The sequence below is a fragment of the Campylobacter sp. RM9334 genome, assembly GCF_020138145.1.
Classification (GTDB): domain Bacteria; phylum Campylobacterota; class Campylobacteria; order Campylobacterales; family Campylobacteraceae; genus Campylobacter_E.
The window spans coordinates 1-20,147 of record NZ_JACGAX010000012.1; the positions used below are offsets into that span (position 1 = coordinate 1).

Annotated in this window: 19 protein-coding genes and 1 CRISPR repeat array; of the genes, 5 read left to right on the forward strand and 14 right to left on the reverse strand. The window is 26.7% G+C overall.

Translation table 11 applies throughout. From position 1 onward, the window contains the following. Nucleotides 1-289: 289 nt before the first annotated feature. Nucleotides 290-895 (reverse strand): Crp/Fnr family transcriptional regulator, encoded by a 606-nt coding sequence (locus tag AVBRAN9334_RS06060; RefSeq protein WP_239803264.1) that lies wholly within the window; start codon nucleotides 893-895, stop codon nucleotides 290-292. Between the two features lie 62 nt (nucleotides 896-957). Between AVBRAN9334_RS06060 and AVBRAN9334_RS06065 the strand changes: the two genes are divergently transcribed. Further along, nucleotides 958-1,899: a 4Fe-4S dicluster domain-containing protein gene (locus AVBRAN9334_RS06065; RefSeq protein ID WP_336607268.1), complete on the forward strand. Its 942-nt coding sequence runs from the start codon at nucleotides 958-960 to the stop codon at nucleotides 1,897-1,899. Then, nucleotides 1,889-2,557 carry a cytochrome b/b6 domain-containing protein gene (locus tag AVBRAN9334_RS06070; RefSeq protein WP_336607269.1) on the forward strand — a complete coding sequence of 223 codons (669 nt, stop codon included), beginning with the start codon at nucleotides 1,889-1,891 and terminating at the stop codon, nucleotides 2,555-2,557. Before AVBRAN9334_RS06065 ends, AVBRAN9334_RS06070 begins: the two co-directional genes overlap by 11 nt. A gap of 128 nt (nucleotides 2,558-2,685) precedes the next feature. Here the strand turns inward: AVBRAN9334_RS06070 and csx20 are convergent, their stop codons facing one another. Genes csx20 through cas6 form a run of 8 tightly spaced genes read right to left on the reverse strand, consistent with a single transcriptional unit; the run spans nucleotide 2,686 to nucleotide 12,426 of the window. Beyond that, nucleotides 2,686-3,057 carry a CRISPR-associated protein Csx20 gene (gene csx20, locus AVBRAN9334_RS06075; protein WP_336607270.1) on the reverse strand — a complete coding sequence of 124 codons (372 nt, stop codon included), beginning with the start codon at nucleotides 3,055-3,057 and terminating at the stop codon, nucleotides 2,686-2,688. Then, nucleotides 3,054-4,532 carry a CRISPR-associated DxTHG motif protein gene (locus AVBRAN9334_RS06080; protein ID WP_336607271.1) on the reverse strand — a complete coding sequence of 493 codons (1,479 nt, stop codon included), beginning with the start codon at nucleotides 4,530-4,532 and terminating at the stop codon, nucleotides 3,054-3,056. Before AVBRAN9334_RS06080 ends, csx20 begins: the two co-directional genes overlap by 4 nt. 22 nt (nucleotides 4,533-4,554) lie before the next feature. Further along, on the reverse strand, nucleotides 4,555-6,501 hold the full coding sequence (locus AVBRAN9334_RS06085) for a TIGR03986 family type III CRISPR-associated RAMP protein (RefSeq protein ID WP_336607272.1): 1,947 nt from the start codon (nucleotides 6,499-6,501) through the stop codon (nucleotides 4,555-4,557). Beyond that, on the reverse strand, nucleotides 6,498-6,926 hold the full coding sequence (gene csx19, locus AVBRAN9334_RS06090; RefSeq protein ID WP_336607273.1) for a type III-D CRISPR-associated protein Csx19: 429 nt from the start codon (nucleotides 6,924-6,926) through the stop codon (nucleotides 6,498-6,500). The genes AVBRAN9334_RS06085 and csx19 overlap by 4 nt, the downstream gene beginning before the upstream one ends. Then, entirely contained in the window at nucleotides 6,923-8,188 is a 1,266-nt protein-coding gene (locus AVBRAN9334_RS06095; protein WP_336607274.1) for an RAMP superfamily CRISPR-associated protein, read from the reverse strand. The genes csx19 and AVBRAN9334_RS06095 overlap by 4 nt, the downstream gene beginning before the upstream one ends. Then, nucleotides 8,185-10,221 (reverse strand): RAMP superfamily CRISPR-associated protein, encoded by a 2,037-nt coding sequence (locus AVBRAN9334_RS06100; RefSeq protein WP_336607275.1) that lies wholly within the window; start codon nucleotides 10,219-10,221, stop codon nucleotides 8,185-8,187. The genes AVBRAN9334_RS06095 and AVBRAN9334_RS06100 overlap by 4 nt, the downstream gene beginning before the upstream one ends. After that, on the reverse strand, nucleotides 10,218-11,672 hold the full coding sequence (locus AVBRAN9334_RS06105; RefSeq protein ID WP_336607276.1) for a Cas10/Cmr2 second palm domain-containing protein: 1,455 nt from the start codon (nucleotides 11,670-11,672) through the stop codon (nucleotides 10,218-10,220). The genes AVBRAN9334_RS06100 and AVBRAN9334_RS06105 overlap by 4 nt, the downstream gene beginning before the upstream one ends. Further along, nucleotides 11,665-12,426 (reverse strand): CRISPR system precrRNA processing endoribonuclease RAMP protein Cas6, encoded by a 762-nt coding sequence (gene cas6, locus AVBRAN9334_RS06110; RefSeq protein WP_336607277.1) that lies wholly within the window; start codon nucleotides 12,424-12,426, stop codon nucleotides 11,665-11,667. The genes AVBRAN9334_RS06105 and cas6 overlap by 8 nt, the downstream gene beginning before the upstream one ends. 186 nt (nucleotides 12,427-12,612) lie before the next feature. Here cas6 and cas1 point away from each other — a divergent pair, with 186 nt between their 5' ends. Next, a complete protein-coding gene (cas1, locus tag AVBRAN9334_RS06115; protein WP_336607278.1) occupies nucleotides 12,613-13,581 on the forward strand; it encodes a CRISPR-associated endonuclease Cas1 in 969 nt (322 codons plus the stop codon). On the opposite strand, the gene cas2 is transcribed toward cas1, so the two are convergent. Next, a complete protein-coding gene (gene cas2 / locus AVBRAN9334_RS06120; protein WP_336607279.1) occupies nucleotides 13,578-13,835 on the reverse strand; it encodes a CRISPR-associated endonuclease Cas2 in 258 nt (85 codons plus the stop codon). The two genes, cas1 and cas2, sit on opposite strands and share 4 nt — an antisense overlap. A 293-nt stretch (nucleotides 13,836-14,128) precedes the next feature. On the opposite strand from cas2, the gene AVBRAN9334_RS06125 reads away from it, so the two are divergent. Then, entirely contained in the window at nucleotides 14,129-14,284 is a 156-nt protein-coding gene (locus tag AVBRAN9334_RS06125) for a hypothetical protein (protein ID WP_336607280.1), read from the forward strand. Nucleotides 14,285-14,352: 68 nt separating this feature from the next. After that, a CRISPR array of direct repeats spans nucleotides 14,353-15,027; the repeat unit is 36 nt; unit sequence GTTAGAGAATATTGCCCCGCTTTAGGGGATTGAAAC. A 339-nt stretch (nucleotides 15,028-15,366) separates the two neighbouring features. Here AVBRAN9334_RS06125 and AVBRAN9334_RS06130 read toward each other — a convergent pair. Next, entirely contained in the window at nucleotides 15,367-15,513 is a 147-nt protein-coding gene (locus AVBRAN9334_RS06130; RefSeq protein WP_214150606.1) for a hypothetical protein, read from the reverse strand. Nucleotides 15,514-15,608: 95 nt separating this feature from the next. Here AVBRAN9334_RS06130 and AVBRAN9334_RS06135 point away from each other — a divergent pair, with 95 nt between their 5' ends. After that, on the forward strand, nucleotides 15,609-16,604 hold the full coding sequence (locus AVBRAN9334_RS06135) for a WYL domain-containing protein (RefSeq protein ID WP_336607281.1): 996 nt from the start codon (nucleotides 15,609-15,611) through the stop codon (nucleotides 16,602-16,604). A 27-nt stretch (nucleotides 16,605-16,631) separates the two neighbouring features. Here the strand turns inward: AVBRAN9334_RS06135 and AVBRAN9334_RS06140 are convergent, their stop codons facing one another. The 3 genes from AVBRAN9334_RS06140 to AVBRAN9334_RS06150 all read right to left on the reverse strand — a co-directional run bounded on the left by AVBRAN9334_RS06140 (nucleotide 16,632) and on the right by AVBRAN9334_RS06150 (nucleotide 20,022). Further along, nucleotides 16,632-17,477, reverse strand: a complete 846-nt coding sequence (locus AVBRAN9334_RS06140) for a hypothetical protein (RefSeq protein ID WP_336607282.1) — start codon at nucleotides 17,475-17,477, stop codon at nucleotides 16,632-16,634. 259 nt (nucleotides 17,478-17,736) lie between these two features. Beyond that, nucleotides 17,737-18,603, reverse strand: coding sequence for a hypothetical protein (locus tag AVBRAN9334_RS06145; protein ID WP_336607283.1), 867 nt, complete (start codon nucleotides 18,601-18,603; stop codon nucleotides 17,737-17,739). Nucleotides 18,604-18,654: 51 nt separating this feature from the next. After that, on the reverse strand, nucleotides 18,655-20,022 hold the full coding sequence (locus AVBRAN9334_RS06150; protein WP_336607284.1) for a hypothetical protein: 1,368 nt from the start codon (nucleotides 20,020-20,022) through the stop codon (nucleotides 18,655-18,657). Nucleotides 20,023-20,147: the final 125 nt, after the last annotated feature.

Genomic DNA, 20,147 nt, shown 5'->3' on the forward strand with positions numbered 1-20,147 from the left:
TTAGTGAAAAAGTTTTTGAGTTATTTGAAATGGACTAGTGGTAATTGATTGTTGAAAATACTTGGGAAATAAGGGTTTGGTGGAGTTTATGGTTATTAGGATTTATAAGTAAAGTTTATAATATAAATAATTATAAAAAACCAAAATCCTATTTCAAATTATTTTAAATAGCTTTATTTTTAGTATTGCAATTAGAAAAATCATTTAATTTTAAAGAATTTGAATTTGAAATTTAGATTTTAAATCTAGCAATATCTAAGATTTATTTTAAACTCCTGTTTTAAATTCTTTAAGTACAAACAATAATAGCACCTCGTTTTAACACGATTTTATTATCATTTTTCAACTCTTTTAAAACCCTTGAAATACTTTCCCTTGAGCTACCTACTACTCTTGCTAATTCTTCGTGAGTGATTTTTAATTCATTATTACTTGCATTATCTTTTATATATTTTAAAACACGATTTGAAAGCGGCATAAAAGCAAAATCTTCTAAAAATTGCATAATTTCGCTAAGTCTTTTAGAAATAATGTCTAATTTTAGCTGTTTAAATTCTAAATATTTTTCGCTTAATTCTTCTAAATCTTTGCTAGGAATTACCCAAACATTAGTGTTTTTTACAAACTCAATATTAACATCAAAACTAATATTATTTAGCACACAAGAAGCTGATAATAAGCAATATTCATCATTTGATAAATTAAAAATATCAATCTTTCTAATGCCATTATCAATAAATATCTTAATACTTCCATCAATTATAAATATAAGCCCTTGACAATCCCATAAATCATCACCTTTTTTATAAGTCTTAAAAAGACCTTTTTCTAAACATTTTTTAATTAGCTCATTATTTGTAAATATAGAATTTAAAAAATCTTCAATCTTTTTCATTGTAACTTTATCACATACATAATTTTTAAAAACTCTTATACTTTATCAAAAAAAGGAATATTATGAGTTTAGATAGAAGAAATTTTTTAAAAATCGCAGGAATTGCTAGTGTAAGCAAGGTTTTTGCGAATACTAATCAAGAAAAAATGGCAAAACTAATTGATTTAAGCCTTTGCGATGGCTGTGCTAATTTAGCAACACCTTTATGCGTAAGTGCTTGTAAATTAAAAAATAAAGATGTTTTTCCTAAACCAATTAGCGAAATACCAAATTATTATCCACAAAAATTTTATGAAGATTATCAAGACAAAAAAGATGAGATTAATAGGCTAAATCCTTATAATTTCATATATGTTGAAAAATTAAACATAGATAATAAAAATATAAATATCCCAAGACACTGTATGCATTGTGATGACCCAACCTGCCTTAAAATATGTCCTTTTGGAGCAATTAGCAAAGATAATTCAGCAGTTAAGATTAACCCTAATGTTTGTTTTGGTGGAGCAAAATGTAAAGATGTTTGCCCTTGGCACATACCACAACGACAAGCAGGAGTTGGAGTTTATCTTAAAATAGCACCTAAATTAGCAGGTGGTGGAGTTATGTATAAATGCGATTTATGTGCTGATATTAGTATTCCTGCTTGTGTGAGTGCTTGTCCTAAAAACGCAATGATATATGCAAATAAGGAAAAAATAAAATTACTAGCCCTAAAAAAGGCACAAGAATATAAAGATTTAGCTAAAGATGATGGCACATATATTTACGGAGATAAACAAAACGGCGGAACTGCGACTTTTTATGTATCGCCGATTTCATTTGAAAAAATTCAAGAAGCAATAAGCAAAAAACACGCAAACAACACTCAAGGAATAGCACATATGAAAGTAGATATAAATAACAAAATAACCAGTAATGACAAAATTATTAAAAGTGTTTTATTAAGCCCTATTGCAGGTGTTTTAGCAGGTGTTTTACTAAGGAAAAAAAATGAAAATTAAAAGACAAAGTATATTTAATCAAATAACTCATTTAGGAATAATGATTAGTGTTTTTGCGTTGATTTTTAGTGGTATTTTGCAAATGCCTGTCGCAAAAAGATATATGATTTATAAACTACCTTTAATGTCTTGGAGTGTGGATTATTATATTAGTTTGATGATTCATTATATTTTTAGTATTAGCTTGATATTTTTTGTATTTTTGCATATTACATATTATATTTTACGCAAAGATTTTTCAATACTTCCAAAAAAAGGTGATATTAAAAAAAGCATAAAATTAATCTATGCAATAATTTTTAACAAAGAAGAAGAACCTTGCGAAAAATACCTACCAGAACAACGCCTTGCGTATTTAGGACTTGTAATTATTATGGCTGTTTTGATTATTACAGGGCTTATTAAAACTTATAAAAATTTAGCAGGAATTTCAATTAGTGAAAACTCTATATTTTTAGTAGCATTACTACATAATATTGGAATGTTTTTAATGATTTTTTGGATATTTATACATTTATTTGCTTTTGTTTTTAAGACTAATAGAGCACTTTTAGGTGCTATGTTTGGTGGAAAAATTGATGCTAAATATGTATTAAAAAGACATAAATTATGGCATGAAGGTGTAAAAGCCGCTAAAAAGGTCTTAAATATGTTATGAGCTTTACTAGCTTATATCGTAATTAAAATAATAAAATTTATAACAAACAATACAAATATTGTATAAATCAATAAATTATTTTATACAATTCATTGACTTATAAAATACCCATAATAAAATATAATTTTTTAAAATTCCCTAAACCTTATATGTTTAAAAACGCTTTGTTTTATACCATTTTCATCTTTTAAAACTTCTCTTTTTGTAGTGGAATAAATGGGTTTTAAAGCTTTTGATTTAGCGTAATTTATAAGTTTAAAACACAAGCCAAAATCCCCACTAATAAGCACATAATCACCTTTTTTGGTGCTTTCATCGATATATTCATAAAAATCTCTTGCATAATCATCTAAGTTATCAAGCTCTGGCGGGACATTGGAAAACTTAGTTTGCAAATCCTTTGGCAAGGCTTTAAATTCTACTATTTTTAGGCTAGTTTTAGCGTCGTTTATTTGCTCATCGCTTAATTCGTGTGAAAAAAATAAGTGCATAGCAATCATTTTACTTTTGCCTTTATGTCTAAAATCAATTTATCTTTTAATTCTTGACTAAAATTTAAATTATTAAATATTTCATCATAAGAATTAAAAAATTCTTCTATTCTAGTTTTATAATTGTTTTCATAATCATCGCTAAAGGCATCACAATGAGACATTCTATTCCTTAAATCAGCTATTTTTTTAGTTAAATTAATCACAGAATTAAATAATTTTATATCATCAGGAAAAGTGTTTTTATACTTAGTATATCTGTGATTATTTTGATTTACATTTGGCTTAGTTTCTTCAAAACTAAGTAAAAAATTTCTAATTGCTTTATATTCAGAATAACAATATTCATATTTAGCCCTATCTAGTTGTTGTTTAAACTCATTAAAAATATGTAAATATATAGATTCAAGTAAAAACTGAACGCAATTTAAAAAATAATCGTGTTTTTTATAAAGCACAGCTAATTCATAATAAAAAGCTCTTTTAGGCTTGATTTTACCATTACCTGCTGACTTGATATTTACTTTATTTAAGCCTTGTAATTCAAGCATTATCTCATTTATTAAAGGTTGCAAATTTAAAAGACTTTGCAATGGATTTCTTTCGTAATAAAAAAGATTTTTTAAATTTTTATTTATATCTTGAATTTGATTTTTAAAAAGCGCGTCGCTAAAACCTTTTAAAGCTAAATAAAGCGGATTATCAAGGTTATAATCAGGCACTTTTAAGCATTGTTTAAAAGTGCTTAAGACATTTGACATAACCATATTTTCAACATATTCATCAAGGCTTATAAATTCATATTCTTGTTGTTTGATTATCTCCTTTGCCACGATGAAATTTATCTTAAAATCTTTATTAATATTAGCTTGAATAAGCCCTGCAAAAATAGCCAAAATCGTATTATCTCTAAAGCCGTGGGTAATATCTATTATGATTTTTTTATACTTATTTGAACTAAAATCATTTTTTAAATCATTTATCAAATCCCCTAAAAATTTAGAATATTCTTTCTGATCAAACTCTTTTGGGGTAATTTTATCACCATAAATTGGGCTTTGCTTTTTATTTGATAATTTTGTGCCGTATAGTGTAAAGTCAAAATTATCGTTATTAAATTCTTTAAGCAAACACTCCGTAGCACTCCACATATCAAGCTTAATCGTATCTTTTTCTACTTCAAAAACCTTATAAAAATTGCTTGTTAGAATATATTGTGCTTGTTTTGGTTGTTTTAGTCCTTTTGTATTTATATCTTCTTTGCTTTTTATTTGAAAATCTTCTACATCTTTATAAGTATTTGTCATACCTAAAAAACTAATGATTTTTATTTTGGTTTTGCCTTGTAATGGTAAATTTTCGTTGGTTTGCTCTGCGCTTTGAGGGTTTTGCGTATTTTCACATTGCATTTTATTTTCCTTTTTATCAACACTTTTCTTTACAATTTGAAGTCCTTTTCTAGAAGGTATTTTTATTTCACTCATTTTTACACCTTTTGCAAGGCTTTTAACCTTGCTTTTTTATTAATTCACTAGGGAGTGGCAAAACCTTATCTTTATGCTTAAAATCGTTAATATCCATATATCTACTATCAATATTTTTTGATTTTTCATAATTAAGCATTATTTCTAGCTCTTTTAGTCTCGGCTCTTCCCATAAGCTATTATTTTTTGAACCAATTTGCTCCAAAATCTTGCTTTCAAACGCCTTTATATAGTCTTTTTGCTCGTTGATTAAACTTAGCTCACATATGCCATTATCTGAAAACAAATTCTCATAACTTTTAGCTATATCATACACGCTTAATTTAGCATTTATTTCAACACTTCCAAGCCCAAGTGGTTTAGCTCCGCCAAGCTTATGAAAACAATTTTTAGGCAAGTTCAAAACAAACATTAAAGCACCTAATTCATAATCTTTTAGATTAGAAAATCTGATTTTACCTTTAAAATTAACACCACTTTTTATAGCTCTTATAACATTTTTCATTTTTTCATTATCTGGGCGTTGTTGATCTGGAATAAATTCATAATCCTTTTCATTTTTTGTATCTTTATGGTGATACATTTTATAGCCTCTTAGCATTACATCATCATTATAATGTTTAACGCTACTAACTTTTGATTTTAAGCTATTTTCTAAATACATATTATAAGAAGTTGGTTTTGGACCTTGCAAATTTTGAGTTCTTGTTTCTTTTTGAAAAATATCTTTTAAATCACTTACTAGGTTTGCATCTTCAAAGAACACCCTAGAAGCAAATTTGCTTTCTTTACCAAAAATACATTCTGTTAAATCAAAATCATTTTCACCAAATTCATACTTAGGTATATGCTCTTTTACGCTTTTAAAATAAGGTATTCTAAAATACGGTGTATGACCAAAAAATACATATTTTATCCCTGCTCTTTCATGTTCAACAAAAAAGCACGGAACTCCGTTTGGGTATTTTTCATAATCATTTGCAAGCTTTACAAGGTTTAAAAACTTTTTATCCCTTTGTGGCTGTCTTTTATTATCAGCTTCGTAAAGCTCTATAAGCTCATAATCAAGACTTATTTTATCCAAAGCCTTTAACTCATCTTTGCTTAGTTTTTTGAATTTAAAATATGTTTTTTTAGCACTTTTAATATTTTTGCTATGATTAATTTTTGCCGTTGTAACTCCTGTATAAACTATATATTTATCACCAACCAAGTTAATTTCCATACTTTTATTTGCTATTTCTTGGCATAACTTTAAAGCATTTGGGTGCTTTTCTAATTCACTCAATCCTTTTAGATGGTTATCTTTATAAATACTACATTTATATGCTTGTTCTTTTGTAGCTTTATAAATTACATATTTTCTCTCGCTCTCTTTTACAAAATACCCAAACTTAGCGTTAGGTCTTGGCACCCCATCTTTATCTTTGCTTGACATTATTCTTGCATATTCAGCTTTAAGCGTGCTTTCACCTTTACCTGCCATATTTCTATAATAAAAAGTAGTTAGATTTGTATTTTCAAATTTGCCATAACTTACGATTTCTACAAGATTTCTTATCATTCCTCTTAGGCTTGAACCTGGAATTTTTGGAGTTGCTCCGTCTATACTAAAGAATTTTTTAACTTCTCCTTGTTTTTGTTCATCACCTATAAAAAATGGTGTTTTTGTGGTTATTGTTAGGTTTATTTCCCCACTAATTCCATTAAAATTGTCAAAATCATCAGGTTTTTTAAACTTAGCAAACTCATTTTTATGATTTAAGGGAATGAAATTATATGAAGCTGTAGCCTTGCCAACAATTCCACCTTCACTTTTAGTGCCACCTGATTGTTTTTTATGATTATTAAAATTAGCCTTTTCTTGTGCTTTTTCTTTTGTTTGCTTTTCTTGGTTATTTCTTTTAGCTATTTCTTTTTGTTTATTTGTTCCATTATTTGCAAAAAAATCTCCAAACGGATTATTCATCTTATCTCCTTTATTGCATAGCCTTTTATATAAGCTTGATTTGTGTCTTCGTGATAACCTATAATGTCGTATTTTTCTATGATGATTTCATTGTCCTTTTGTCTTTCAAGTGGCAAGTAAAACTTCCCACCCCTACCATCATCTACCTTGCTCCAGCCATTTTCACAATCCACAACTTTGCCTAACATTATTGTTGTACTATTTATTTCATCACCTTTAAATTCATAAAGCCTTGAATTATCACCCCAAAAATAAAGCTCTTTAACCTCATCAAATGCACGAAATTCTAAAATCTCATCTTTATTTAAAGTACTAATTCCTGATTGAAATTCCATTTCGCCGTTTGTTACCTTACCAAATAGCATTTTATCCTTTGTCCATATGATGATTTTTGCATTATCAAAATCTTTTAAAAGCTCTTTCATTTTAGCAACTCCTTAGCTATCTCACTCATCTCGTTTGGCTTTAACTCTTTGCCGTTTTCATAAGCGCTAAACTTACCACTAAACACCCCACGACCGATATTTTTACCCCCACCAACGGCTAAAAATCCAGCACACAAATCCCTTGCTACAAAAAGCATTAATGCTTTTTCTTTAGGGCTTGGGTTTTTTAGCTCTATACTTAGATTGATTTTGCCATCATAAATAACCTTAGCATCAAACAATGCTCCATCAATGGTCGCCCCACTAAATCTATCTATTTTATTTCTTTGATGAAGTTTTTCCATGACGTTTTTAATTTCACTTTCACCAACCCTAACTCTTGATTTTTGAGTATCGCCTGCTTTTTTAGTATCAGTATTTTTATCTACTGCGTAACCAAAAAGCTCATCTATAAAATCATCGCCTAAATTAAAAGTATTTGCTATTTTTAAAGCTTGATTTTTAATAGCACCTTTAAAGCTTGTCCCGCTTGCTATAAATTTGTCATTTTCTTTAAGACTAGCTACTTTTGCATTTTCATCATAGTTATTTACACTACCAATTAAAAGTGAGTTTGTGATATCCAAATCAATTTTTATTATAAATCCTAGTTTTTTGTCTTGTTTTTCTAGAATTTGACATTGTGCATTTTCGCTATTGTTTAAGAAATCCTTATATTTTTCAAAATCATTTGGAAATAAAAACTCGTATTTTTTAAGCTCTAATTTGTTATTTTCAGTATCTTTAAAAGCAAATCTACCAAGACCTGACATTGTTTTAGCACCTATATTTATTTCACTTTGTAAGATATCTTCATAAGCTTTTATATCATCATCTAAATTATCATTTTCATAAATGTTAATTTCACTTTCAAAAACAAAATCCGAACCAGCTGAAATAACTTCATAATCAAACAATGCTGTATCTTCTGCTATATTTGTTGTAGGAACTATCTTTATGCCATTTCTAATATTAACTTGATAATTACTTCTCTCATCTAAATAACAATCATTTAAAATAAGTCTACTTTTTTCACTCTTTTTATTATTTTCAGTTCCTAGCAAAAGACACTCGCCAAGCTCACTTTTTAGCACTCCAGCTAGACTTGTAGCGCTAATATAAGGCTTATCAGATTTATCCTTTAAACACATGCTATCTATGAAATCGCCTTCACTTGAGCCTATTTTAAAAGCTGTTTTATTTACTAAAGTTCCTTTATAAAATATCTTTTTTATTAATTTTTTATGCACTTCTTGGCTCATTTTGTCTCCTTTCTAGCTTGTTTGAGTTTGCTTATAAGTGTTTTAATTTTTAAATAAAACAAATACTCTTTATCATAGTATTTGTCATAATTTGGTAATTTAAATTTTTCAATATCAATACCGCTTAAATTAAGTCCTTTTTTATTTCTTTCCATTTTGTCTAAAAATTCATTTTGTTTTCCATTTTGCTTAGGCTTAAACTCTTTTTTAAACAAATCTATTATAGATTTTTCGTTATCAAATCCTATGATATTTAAAACCTTTTCAATTCTTGCCAATTCGCTTTTTGTCATTTTATCTTTACTACGATTTTTACATTCTGGATATTGAATTTCATAGTTTTTATACTCATTGCTTAAAAACACTCTTTGTTCTAGGTCTTTTTTTAAGATATTTTTAAGTGCCGGTTCTATGCTCTTAAGCTCATCATCACTTAGTTTTGGTTTTTCTAGTTTATTTTTAGAATTTTGATTTGTTTCATTATCTTTTTTATCACTTTTTAACTCTAAATTATCAAAACTTTTATAAGCTTTAAGCCACCCAAAACCAAATTCATCTTGAGTTTTAAGTTGCACTAATTCCTGATTTAAATTCCCGCTAACCTTAAACACACTACCTATGCTAAATCCCATTACTTGTGGGGTTTTACACTTGTAAGAATTGTTATAAAATTGTGCTTTTTCATATCTTGAAATTACGATTTTTTCTAGCTTTAATCCTTGTTTTTCTAGTTCGTTTTTAAGTGCGTCAAGACTAGGTTCAAATCCGCCAATTTCGTTTCTTAATAATACCGGACTAATTGCCACTAGATAAAACTCATTATTAAAATTACTTTCTTTATTGCTTGAACTCTCAAAGCTGATTTTTACCCTACCATATTGAGAATTTGCACTTTTGCCAAGTCTTAAAACCTTGCCATCAAGTTCGCTAAAATTCTCTTCATCCATTAGCTTTATAGCAAATTGTTGCCCCTTGCTAATTGCTGTGTATGAGAAGATTTTGTTTTTATATTTGCCTTCACTTTCATATTTTTCAAGCTCTTTAAGGCTCATATTTTCTTTATCGGCTAAGCTTACATGGGTTTTATTTATAGTGCTTATTTTTGCTTTAGCTAAAACGCCATTTTTTATACTTATATATCCACCTATGCTTGATTTTTTCTCTATTTTAAAATCATTATTTTTCTTTAGCTCTTCTTTTTCTTTTTCTTCATCAATTTCTGTGTAAATTTTCAAATTTTCTTGTGCATATTTAAGTTTTTTAAGGTTCATCGGTGCTGGATAAAAAATATTCTTATCATCATAAAAATAAGCATTTTGTGGCTTAGAATACTCCACCCCAAGCTTTTTAAAAGCACCTTTAATCGCACTAGCACTCAAATATTCCTTAGTATCAATGGTATTTTCATCGCCACTAAGATTTGTAAGCACCACATCATCAAGCAAAGTAAAGACCATAATATCCCCACTTTTTTTAGATATTTCATTGATTTTTTTATTTTTTATTATTTCGCATTTTACTTTACCAAAACCTCTAGTTCTTTTATGCCCTATATAACGAAGATTTAGGCAAATTAGTTCTAAGTCTTTTTGAAATTCCTGTTTGAAATTCTCATCAATCTCGCTTTCAAATATAAGCCCTTTATCATAAGCCCTAAAGCGTCTTAAACTTCCTTTTTTAGCTACTCCACGCTCATCTAAGCTAGTTTGACTTAGCACTACTGAAAAAGAGTTTTTAAACAAATCTGGCTTAAAATCATTTGATAATTTTTCTAAAATATCATAATCTTGCAATCTCGCATCGCTTAGTTTTATAATGCCTTCGTTGTTTTCATCGCCAAAAAGCCTAAGCACATTTATATCTTGCCCCATAGAAACAAGCTCATTTGCACTATCTTTTAGCATTCCCTTTAGGCGTTTTGCACTGATATATGGCAAGCCGTATTCATTATAATCGCAATCCAAATCTATTAAAGCATCGCCGTTGCCATTTGTAATTATCGTATTACTTAAAAGTGTAATTTTTAATATCATTGTCCGTCCTTTTGTGGGTAAAATGCACTTAGTTCTATTGCATCAAATAGCATATTTTTATGTTTTATTTCGTCGTTTTCTAGTAAGTCGCTAGGCTTAAACTCATCGTTTTCGCAATAAATCTCAATATATTTTTTAATATTTTCATCATCATTGTAAAACAGCAAATCCCTAATTTTCATCATCTTAGACCTTGCCATTTTGTTTAAAATCTTAACAAGCTTTAAAAGGTCATCAAAATAATAATGTTTGCATTTTTCGTTTTTATTTATAAAATATCCTTCGTGGTTTATGTATTTATTCTCGCCACTTAATCTCTCGCTTGTATAAGTCTTTTCAAGGTAATTTAATCCTGATTTTACTTGATTTGAAAGAATTAAAAATGCTAGGCTTGATTTAGAATTATCCTTTTTTGCTAGTGTTTTTGCCTTACTTGCTAGCTCTTCGCTAAGCTGATACGCCCTACTAAACGGCGTTTTAGCCTTGCATATTACTATCCCTGCACTTGCATAAAGACTATCAAAATATTTTTTAGAAGCATTTTCAAGCTCTTTTATAAAAGTCTTACTAAGCCAAACCCCAAGCCTACCTTCACTAACAAAAGTAAAATCATCTCCGTTTAAAATAATCGGTCTAATAGGTAGATAATATTTATTTTCTTTTTTAAAATCATCTTTAGTGATTTTTATATCTTTAAACTCAAAACCATCATTATCTAAGTGATTAATTAGCTTATCTATCATTTTCTCAAAGGCTTCTTGCATAATTTCATCAATTTGTTTAGAAAATTCTTTAGATTTTTCTTTACTATCAAGCTTTTTTACCTTTTCACTAAGTGCATTGATATCGCAATGCACCACACTTATAAAAGCGTTATTATGAATATAAATATCATCTAACTCATTGCTAAATTCATATCCTTTATTAACTAAATACTTATCAAATCTTTTAGCATTTTCTACCATCTTTCTTTTACTAGCTGTTGCGTTGCTAAACTCCCCACTCTCATTTACACCGATATTTGAGCTAGGGCATAATCTTTCAAAGCCAATATTTAATGAATGCGTAAGTGGATAAAAGCTGTTTCTAATATTATCTAACTCATCTTTAGCACCAGCGATATCTTTTTGATAATCCCCACTCATTTTGTAAGGCACTAGATAAGGCACTAAACTAGGATAAGTTTTAAGTAAATATAGGCTGTATTTTTCTATAAATTCTCTTGCAATTTCAAGCTTATCAAAAAACAAATAAGCATTCCCGCCACCACTAAAACAATCCTTTATCTTGCTTATCTCAAAATTAAATTCCTTACAATTTTCTTTTATTTTTGCAACATCACTCGCAAGGGCTATAATCTCACTAGCACCTATCATATCTTTAAGTTTATTTGAGCTAAAAATATATTCTTGTTTAGCCGCTATATCAATTAAAACTAGATAATCACTCATTTTCTATCCTTTCTAAATCAATTTTGCCAAAACCAAAAGCCGTATGTTTTCCGACCCCTATAAGCCTTGCAATCTCAAGCAATCTCACGCACTCATCACTAAGGTTATAAAAATCAATTTCGCCAATTTTTGCATAAAAATTCATTTTTTTGCTTTGATTATTTGAGTATCTTAATAATTTATAGTCCATTAATCTTTGACTAAAAGAAAAATTATCATCAAAAAACACTCTTTCGTTTATGCCATTTATTTCATTAAAACGGCGTTTTAACGAGATAAAAAAGCTAAGTGGGTTAAAATCTGTGCTTTTATCATTTATCATAAACGGGGTTTTGAAAATCACTTTTATATTTTTATAGGAATTTTGCGGGATTATTTCAATACTTTTTATATCTTTATTTAATAATTCACCTTTATTACTCATAAAAGGCTCATCGTTTAAAAATATTTTTTCATAATCATATTTTTGTCTATCTACTCCAAGCCCTAAAGCTCTCATTTGCTCCATAGCCAAAGCAAAATAAGGGGTATATTTTATATAATCATTAAAAAGATAAATACTAAAATCATAAGAATTAAAATCAATTTCTAAGCGGTATTTTGAACTTGCGTTGTCTTTATTAAAAAACATCTCAAATATATTCTCATCAACCCTTTTTAACGCCCAACCCAAAGTCCCCCGAACAGCCGAGCCATTAAACTCATTTTTAGGCTTAATATTTATGCCTTTTACACTTAATTTCACATATCTCACCACACCACCTTGTTTAAAAATAATCAGATATTATCATTCATCATTTGAAATTTATTTAATGAAATAGCAAATAAAAAAAGGAATTTGCAATAAGAATTATAATAATTTTATTGCAAATAAGCCTTTATTGATTGTTAATATTTAAAGCTAAAACTTAGATATATTTAAATCCAAAAAGAGAAAATTATGAATAATTCGCAAAAAACATCAAAACAAGTCTTGCATATAAACAAAGCAAATCTTAGCTTGGTTAAAGATAATGAATTTATAAGCATAAAAGATAATAAAGAAACTATAAGCAAAATCCATCCAAGCAAACTAAAATCAATTATCATAAATACAACGATAACAATAAAATCAGATGTATTATTTTTAGCAGCTTTATATAAAATACAAATAACATTTATAAATCAAGCCTTAGATAGTATAAGCTTGTATAAAAACCAAAGCTCAAGCAAAACATTGTTACTACAAGCAAAACTAAGTGATGAATTTAAATTAGAATTATCAAAGCAAATAATACTAGCAAAATGCAAAAATCAATGTAATTTCATAAAAAGAATGGATAAATATCACAAAACCTATAAAAACAATATCTCAAATATGAAAGAATATATATCAAAAATCAAACAAGCTAAAAACTCTCAAGAGTTACTAACTATTGAAGGAAAAGTTGCTCTATGGTATTTTGATGTATTTACAAAAAGATTTAATGATTATGGTTTTATAAAACGCCATAAAAAAGGAGCAAAAGACATTATCAATATGAGCCTAAATTATCTTTACGCCATACTTTATAACAAAATTCAAAAACTTATGATAGATATCAATATAAATCCATATTTAGGATTATTTCATTCAAATAATGATAAAAACACTAGTCTTGTATATGATTTTATTGAAGAATTTAGAGTGTATGTTGTAGATATGATTGTATTTGCGTGGTTTTCTCATCGTCCTAATGCTAGTAACGAATTAAATAGCGAACTTAAAGCTAAGCTTGGCAAAATGTTTGCTAAAAGACTTTTAGATACTTTATATTATGAAGGCAAAAATCTAAGCATAGATGAAATAATACAAAAACAATTAAAAAAACTAAAAATAGCAATCACAACAAATACAAAATACAAAGGTTTTTGTCCTAATATTTGCTAAATAATATTGAAATTATCTACGATTTTACCTATTGTATGACTTGGTATTTGCATTTTGACTGGGTATATTTTGATTATATCTGTTTTAGGATTGATTAGGGATTTGAAATATTTTATAAGTTTATTTAATTTATCACAGCTTATATTTAATTCAAATACACTTAAATTTATTCTCTCACCACAGCTTAATAAAGTATCGTGGATTATCTTACGAGTTTTATTAGAATTTATATCATAACAAACTATATAAAGCATTTAATCTCTTTTTTTTTTTTTTTAAACCATCATAATCATTTTTAGTCTATAAATCTATGACTATCTAAATAAATTAAAAGTTAAAATTCTTATTTAAATTCTATATTTTTCAATATTTTCAATTTATGGAATTTAAAACAAGAAATATCACTCTAAACCCCATTTTATCATTTCGCATTTACCTAGTTTTAGGCTTAAAATCAGCTTAAATATTTTAATTTTATGGGTTTTTGTGAATTTTTGCTTGGCATTTTCTAAAATTTATTTTTGTTTAAGATTTAAAAGCCCTAATTATGGGCTTTTTAGACTTTAAAAATTTCTTAAAATCAGAAAATGATAAGCAAATTAAAAATTTTTATAATGAAATAAGCGTTTTAGTAGTGAAATTTAACTTTTGCTTGGCATTTTCTAAAAAATTTATTGTATTAAAATTATTTGCTGATAATTAGGCATTAATCAAGGATATTTATAATGATTTTTTATTTTAGTTCTTTTACAAAGTATGGGAAAATTAAGGGTTAGAGAATATTGCCCCGCTTTAGGGGATTGAAACTTATCTTCTAGAAAAGATACCACTAAATCCCTTAAGTTAGAGAATATTGCCCCGCTTTAGGGGATTGAAACTTTATAACATTTTGTTTAACTTTTGATACTGCTTCTGTTAGAGAATATTGCCCCGCTTTAGGGGATTGAAACTAATTTAAACAATAATCGCCCCTTTGTGATTTTTTAGTTAGAGAATATTGCCCCGCTTTAGGGGATTGAAACAAAAGCTAGGGGCAAAGATCCAGATCTAGCTAAAGTTAGAGAATATTGCCCCGCTTTAGGGGATTGAAACTTTAGCATCTATCTCAGACATATTTCTTTGCCAACGTTAGAGAATATTGCCCCGCTTTAGGGGATTGAAACTTAATTCTTCAACTTTTTGCATAGCGTCTTTATATAGTTAGAGAATATTGCCCCGCTTTAGGGGATTGAAACTAAAAAATATAAAATTACGATAGCTTTGTACCATGTTAGAGAATATTGCCCCGCTTTAGGGGATTGAAACACATAAAGCTTTTACTATATCTTCTGCTCTTTGTGTTAGAGAACATTGCCCCGATTTAGGGGATTGAAACCTTTACACCTACAATTAAACCCATTTGGTGGATAAGTTAGAGAACATTGCCCCGATTTAGGGGATTGAAAAAATCCAGCCTTTGCATTAACATGGTTGATATTTGTAAAAGTCAAATGGCATATAAAATTTCAAAAGTGGTATAAAAATAAAAAATCACATATAAAGAAACGGAAGTTTAAAATAAGAAAGGTGATAAAATTATACAATTATAAGTGAAATATTTTGATTATAGTGATAATGATTTTTTAATGTATTCTCATTATAAAAAAGTATTTTTGTAATACATATTCTTAAGAATGTTTATGTATTACAACATATTCTTATCAAATAAATTTAGATTTTAATATTAAATATATTATTTTTTGATTTTCTTTACTTCTCCTTTTGATTAAATTTTGGCTTTTAGATTTATTTTAATAACTCATCAAAATCATCAAAAGTATTATCTAAGCGATTTGAATTACCTGAATTATTTGAGCTTATTATTGCCAATGCTATCGTTGTTATTGTGCCTGCTATAATTTTTAAAGCCAATTCGCTAATTTTTATTTCCATTTTTTTCTCCTTTTAATCTCGTTGTATTTATTAAACAATGAAATAATATACTTTTAAAGTCCTATTATTATTGACTAAAACAATAAGGAATAAAAATGATAAGAACAAAAACCAAAAGAAAACCAGCAAACTTAGATAACTTCACTCTATATTTAAATATTATAAAAATAATTTATGAAAAAGGCGAAAAAGGTGCTACTAGAGAAGATATAACTAAGTATTTAAAAGTAAAACTAAATTATAATATTTCAAAACAAAGCATTTCAAAAATCATTGAAAACATTAAAATATCAAATTATCTTAGTCAATATATTAAAATGTATGAAGAAAAACGCCCATTTAAATACATAATAAATTCTGATTATTTAAATGATGATTTTTTGAGATTTTTTACAGATAAAAAATATAATTATGATGAATTTTTAGCATTTAATACATTAAAAACATTGAATTCTAACAACATAACAGAACTTACAAAAGATTTAAAAAATAACTTTATGTGTCTAGATAATCCTTTAGTAGATACAAAAATGAGTGAATTAGAATTAAAATATACTAAAAAAATTTTCAAATTAATGAATAAAAAATTAAAAGCTACTATTACAATGAAAAGCAATGAAGTTTATAAAGTAATTTTTCTAAAAATAATTTATAGTGATAAAAATTGGTATGCTTTAGTAAAACAAGAAAATGAAAGCATTGAACTTAAGAGATTAGCATTTATTGAAGATATCACTGAAATTATTGGCTCTAACTATAAAGACATAGAAATTCCAGATAAATTAGATATAAAACTAAAAAAATTAAATAATGCTTTAAGTAATTATAATAATTTAGATAATGTAAATACGGCTACATTAGAAATTAGCGACAATATAAAACAATATTTTCAAAAAGATATGAAAAAATTTTTTAAACATCAAATAATAATTCAAGAAAATCCACTAATAATAGATATACAATATACAAGTGAGCTTGAAATATTAAGATTTGTTAAAAGTTGGTTGCCTGATATAAAAATATTAGAACCAAAAACATTGCAAGAAAGCTTTAAGCAATCATTAAAACAAGCATTGAATACCTATCAATAGTGTAGATAAATTAAAACTTGTGATGATTTATAAGAATTTAAATTTGCTTAAAATATAGTCTATTATTGTTTTACTTTTAGCTTTGATTTTACTCAAATCTTCAACCAAGAAAAACTTAGAAAATATAAATATATTCAAATAACGCTCAATAATAGAAAAAATAGCGATAGATATTAAAAAAATCGCAAATAATATAAAGATAAAAAATACAAAATTTTCATTAGCTAAATTCTTATTTGAAGTGGCAAAAATTATTGTAATAATAGCGCTAATAAAACCAAAAATAACGCTCAAAGCATTGCTAAAAGAAAAGCCATTAATTTTGCTTTTTAAAATATAAAAAGCATTGCAATTAGGACATTTTAGACTAATAAATCCTAAATCTTTTTTATAAGTTAATTTTGAGATTTTACAAGAACAAATATCGCACTTTTTATAAAATATATTTATATTTTTACTAAGATTAATCATAAAGTCTTTTAATTTGCTTAACCTAGATTTTTTAATTTCAATTGTTTCACTATTATCAAATAAAACAAATTTTGAAAATATAAACAATTCTAAATAATCATGAATGAATGAAAAAATACTTGCAATAATCAAAAAAGTTAAAAACCATATTGCTACTTGAATAATTCTGCTATTAATAAATTTATCCAATAAAGCAATAGGCACAATAGAAAGCAATGCACAAACCCAACGAGAAATATCCACTAAAGCAGCATCTATCATAACAAAAGACATTTTGTCTTTTAATCTATACAAGGCATTACAATTAGGACATTTTAGACTAATAAATCCTAAATCTTTTTTATAAGTTAATTTTGAGATTTTACAAGAACAAATATCACACTTTTTATTGATAATTTCCACTTTAATTTCCTTGTAACAAAATGTTTTATTTTATATCAGATAATACTTGTGATTTTATCACTAATTTAAATTCTTTTAGTTATATTTAGCTAGTTGTATCTTATTAATATTTGCTTTTTTACTTCATTTAAAAATAAGAATATTTCTTGATATTTTTTTGCATAATTAATATAAAAATATTTTGTTTAATATATTTAATTATGAAAAATTAATTCAAATAATTATATTAAAAATAAAAATGTGTATTCTAAACTACAACTCATTTTAATTCTCCTTTTAATTTATTTAAATAATTTTTATAAACATCATTAGAGCAACTACCACTGCTAGAATAATTACCTAAATCAAGATAATAATTATCAACAAATAACCTAGCAAAGGAATTAGAAATTCTATCAAAATCAGGATGCTCTGGGATTTTTAGCTCTCTAAAAGACATATATGATTTTGCATAGTTACAAGGCACAAAATAACCATAAATATCATAATTTATTAGCTTATCTTTGCTAAGTCTAGTTGGTAATTTTGAAGCTTCTTCTTCAAAAATTTTTTCATATTTTTTATAATTTTCATATATTTGCACTTCTTTATCAACTATCAATTTTACACTTTTAAAAAATTTTCCATCTATCGTATAGTTTTGCTTTTCAATTGTGCTTAATAATAAGGTATTTGGTTTTTTAAGTTCTGTTACTTCGTGCTTTGGACTTTGCTGTAAATTAAAATGACTTATTAATAATATTCCGTGAAAAGCAATCATTAAAAATGAGAAAAAATAAAAGATAACTTTAATAAATTTTTGATTTTGTTTCATTATTAACTTATAAAACCACCAAATTAATAGTGAAAATACAATTGGTAGCAATAGTTGTAAAACTACAAATCCCCCACCGATATCTCTATCAATAAGCCCAACTCTTATAACCAAATAAAAAAATAAAATATATAAAGCTATTATAAATCTAGGATAAAGGTTCATTCCTATAAAAAATGTAAGGGCAAAAAGCGTAGGATAGGTAATAAAAAATGGCACATAATCTATAGGAATTAAAATACTAATAATTCCACTAGCTAAACCATGTAAATTATCTAAAAAATATGTTAGATATATTAAAAACTCATTCATATCTTACCTTTAAAATAAAGTTAATTTAGTAATAATACATTCTTTATTACACTAAATCAAACCAAAAATCTTAAGCAAAACAATAACTAATCTAATAACAAAATAAACACAAGCTAACTGCAAACCAAATATAACAACTTTCATAAAAGGATTGTAGTATTTGTTAAAAAATCTAAAAGCTTTATCATAGTATTTATAAAAAAATCTAAAAATATTAAAACCACGCACGCCGTATTTTTTATATATTGACAATTGTTTTAGAAGTAGTTCTGTTTCTTTTACATGTTCTTTGAAAAATTCCTTCTCGCGTCTAAAAGCATCAAGCAAATCTTCATAATACCATGCACAATCATGATAAAACTTCTTTGGTATATCATTTATCATAGTTATATTTTCATTTTTCATAATCTCTTTACAAGTAGCATGAACAAAACTATGACTAGGATTATCGCTTACTATCACACGCACCGCACCTGATGTCTCTCGTGCAAAACGCTTTAAAAGAGTCTCATACATAATTTCAAATTCCACATAAGCTTTGTATTCTTTTGTATCATGCAATTCTTTGTTTAAGCGAGAGCTAAATATATTATAAATATCAACACACTTAAACATATCGCTTTTTAAGGTTTTTAACAAGCTTTGCTCGTCTATATCAAAAACCCTTATAAAAGCGTTTTTCAAGCTTGTATTTGTATCAATATCCAAAAACTTTAAAGCGATAGTTTTATCAATACTTCTTGTATCTTTTATATCATTTACCCCTTCGCAAAAAACGGTGTATTTATTAAAAACTCCAAGATATCTTAAATCTAAATGCTTTGCTATATAATCAAAATACCCTGTATCATCAGCAATATCCAAAATTTCGTTTGCCTCATCTAATGATAGTTTTGTTTGTTCTAACTTTTGTTTAGTTATCTCATCTAAAACATATATTTTTCCTCCATAGCCTTTACAAGCTAACAAAGCATCTTTTACTACGCTAAAGATTTCATCTTTGCTAAGCGGTGATTTATCTTTAATGTCTAAAACTCTACATATATAATCATACCCTATTACATTAAAGCCTTCTTTGTTATCTTTAATAGTAGAATCAAGCACTTTTATATCTAAAATCTCATAGATATAATCATACATCTCGTTTCCAATCATCTCGTGCAAATTATAATCTATCACAAGCTCTATAAAGGTATTTTGATACCACATAATATACACAGCCTTGCTAAGATAAGCATGATCAAACTCTGGGTCTTCATAATGGTAGCATTCAAGCAAAAAACACTCTTTATCACTATCAAATAAAAACTTTTTTCTTTCTGGAATAGTTTTATACCTTCTATTGTAAATGTTAAATATTTTAGATAATTTATATTTTTCATCAAGTTCTTTTGTAATTACTACATTTTCAAAAGCCATTTTTACCCCACTTTTTATAATATTTTAAAATAATACTATTTTTATATTTTAAAATCATTGTATTTTTTAAATACCTTTAAATTAAAATATAAAATATGAAAAATATCAATAAAAAATATCTAAAG